The sequence below is a fragment of the Serratia sp. CY44782 genome, from assembly GCF_052168715.1.
Classification (GTDB): Bacteria; Pseudomonadota; Gammaproteobacteria; order Enterobacterales; family Enterobacteriaceae; genus Serratia; species Serratia nevei.
In genome coordinates this window covers 1-2,453 of the sequence record NZ_JBJNME010000028.1, presented here as the reverse complement: position 1 = coordinate 2,453, position 2,453 = coordinate 1, and the positions used below count along the sequence as shown (strand labels likewise).

Here is a 2,453-nt window from a genome sequence, read left to right as displayed (position 1 = left end):
GCCGCACCTGGCCCTGGCGCTTGATGGTGCCGCCCAGGTGCTGAATGGCGGCGTAGACCAGGTTAGAGCCAATCTGCGCAAAGTCGTCACCGGAGGCCGGCGTGACCGATGCCGCCAGGTGGCCGGTCACCTGCAGGATTTTCCCTGGCCAGTGGCCGGCGCGGGAACGTGAGCGGATGGTGCTGGGCCTGAGTGAGGGCCAGCTGTTGGCGGGAAAACCCTGCTGCTCGAACATCGCCATGCTTTGAGCATAGAGCGTTTCGGCAACCCGCAGCATCAGTGGCCGGGGCTTATCGACCACCTGCAGCAGCTGCTGCAGACGTTGGTTTACCGCTTTGTCATCGACGGTGACTTTGATATTGGCCATCAGCGTGCATCCTTCAAGACCATGCCATAGCGTATTGCGGCATCGAGCGTTGAGGAAGTTACGGGGGCAAAGGTGTTGACCACCAGGCCTGCATCCAGCGTCGCCAGCCACCATTGCCCCTCACCGAGTTGTCGGAACAGGTGCAGCAGCTCGCCGGCACGCACCGCAACGGTGGAAGACTCGATAACCGCCTGCACGCTGGCCCATTGCTGCTGAGTCGGCAACGTGCTGACACCGGCCTGAGCGGCAAGCTGGTGCTCTGCCAGCCAGGCGGTACGGCCGGCGGTGCCGAGCGTCGCCATCTCGCCGGCATCCAGCACGCCGGCGGCGAGTATCTCTCCGGTGCGGTTGCCCTGGGCCACATCGTTAAGCATGTGTGTCAATTCCGGGCCGGCCAATCCCGCGCTGACATAGGGGCGCGACAGCTCTACATCGTACTTGTCCAGGTTGGCTTTCCACACCTCTTTGCCAGGGTTGATATCAAAACCCACGTCGGGGAAGAAGGTCACCGACTGGCCATCCGGGCCGCTGAACCGCACACCGTTCACCGGGGTGAAGGTTGGGCGCCCGTTCTCGTCCTCGCCGGTCATCACCTGCTGAACAACTTCACTGTCGGTGTGCGAAATCACATAGCCCCGTTGTTTTACTTCTTGCTCGGTTAGCGCTTCAGCGCGGCAGCGGCAGTTAAAGCCGTTCGGCGGAAAGATGTACTGCCAAATCGGATCGAGGTAATGGAAGACGCGGTTATGCAGCCGGGCATGGCTGGGACGGGTCTTTGCATCCATGACCGCCACATACCGCCAGTACGGGCGATTTTCGGCGTTGGCCAACATGGACTCATGGCGCGCCGACATGTAGGCCGCCTGGGTGTTGGTGCGGTAGATGGTATTGAGCCGAGCCGGGTTGCCGAGCTGGCGGGTGGTGATTTCGCCGGTATCGGTGTCGATATTTTCCTCGCTGCCCCACCAACCCTTTTTACGCAGTACCGGTTCGAGATTCTTAACGAACCATTCCGGCGTCTGGCCGGCAGCCAGGCCTTCGCGTAACCCGTTCACCAAATCCTGGGCAATATCCAGGCGGGCCAGATTGGCAAAGCCGAATGCGTGCGCATGATCCACTGCTTGCATGGCGTCGGCATCAGTTCGGATACGCAGCCCCTTGTTCTCCAGGTAACGCAGCGCGGCTTCCGGCTTCATGCCGAACAGCGCGCTGATTTCTGCCTTTGATATTGGCATTACTGCCCCTCCTGCTGGGCATACAGGCCAATCAGGCGCGCGATGGTCTGCGTATCACCGAGGTTAGCCTGCAGTAAGGTCGGATCGAGTTGAGGGAACGCATCAGCCAGCGCACCCAGCAGGCTTTGCTCGTCCAATTCCCCGGACAACGCAGCGATAGCCGGCTGCAACATGGCAATCAGACCCTCAGCGGGTTTATTGCCGCTTAACAGTGCCGTTAATGCCTCATCAATCCCGGTTTGCGTGTCATCCGCACCGGGTTTTCGGGTCAACGCGGCCACTAACGCGGCAATGACCTGGGAATTATAACTGCGTGCCTGCGTCGGCGCAGCCGGCGCGCCCAAATTAACCTGCACGGTGCGACTTGCTCCGACAGGTTCGGGTGCCTGGGGTTCAGGCACCTTGAACTTGATGCGCGGCGTGCGGCGCGGGTCGGCGTTTGCCCGGCGGTTGAGCACCAGCAGCGGCCAGAACAGGTCGCTGCGCAGCGTCATGGCTAACTGACGGCTGTCTGACGAAAGAAGATCGTGACGCACTTCGTTGTGGATCACGCCCAGGGCATTGGTGGAGGTCTTGCCGTCGGCCTGTGTGGTCAGCGTACCGCCCAGAATGGCCTTGGACATGGACTTTTCCGCCCAATCAGCCAACGCCATAAACGGCTCATGCGAGCTGTTAGAGGCTTGATGCAGCGTGATTTCCATCTCCTTGGGAATGATGCCGCCGGCATAGCGTCCCAGCTCGGTGACGGCGCGCATCAGCTCGTTTTTCTCTTTCTTGCCGATGCCCTCCGGATATTTACCGATACGCAGCGGGATACCGTAGATCTCCAGCAGCTCCGCCAGGCTCTGAGT

Annotated in this window: 3 protein-coding genes; all 3 read right to left on the bottom strand. The window is 60.9% G+C overall.

What is annotated here, in order from left to right; genetic code table 11:
- Positions 1–367 (bottom strand): phage virion morphogenesis protein (locus ACJ8HT_RS24070; RefSeq protein ID WP_442520144.1); only part of this gene is annotated, 367 nt, incomplete at its 3' end.
- On the bottom strand, positions 367–1,602 hold the full coding sequence (locus ACJ8HT_RS24065) for a phage head morphogenesis protein (RefSeq protein ID WP_197653617.1): 1,236 nt from the start codon (positions 1,600–1,602) through the stop codon (positions 367–369). The genes ACJ8HT_RS24065 and ACJ8HT_RS24070, both read right to left, overlap by 1 nt.
- On the bottom strand, positions 1,602–2,453 hold an 852-nt coding region (locus ACJ8HT_RS24060; RefSeq protein WP_442520143.1), incomplete at its 5' end, for a phage portal protein family protein. The genes ACJ8HT_RS24065 and ACJ8HT_RS24060, both read right to left, overlap by 1 nt.

Excerpts from the sequence above, each read along its gene's own strand:
- ACJ8HT_RS24065 (WP_197653617.1), bottom strand. The coding sequence starts at position 1,602 with ATGCCAATATCAAAGGCAGAAATCAGCGCGCTGTTCGGCATGAAGCCG.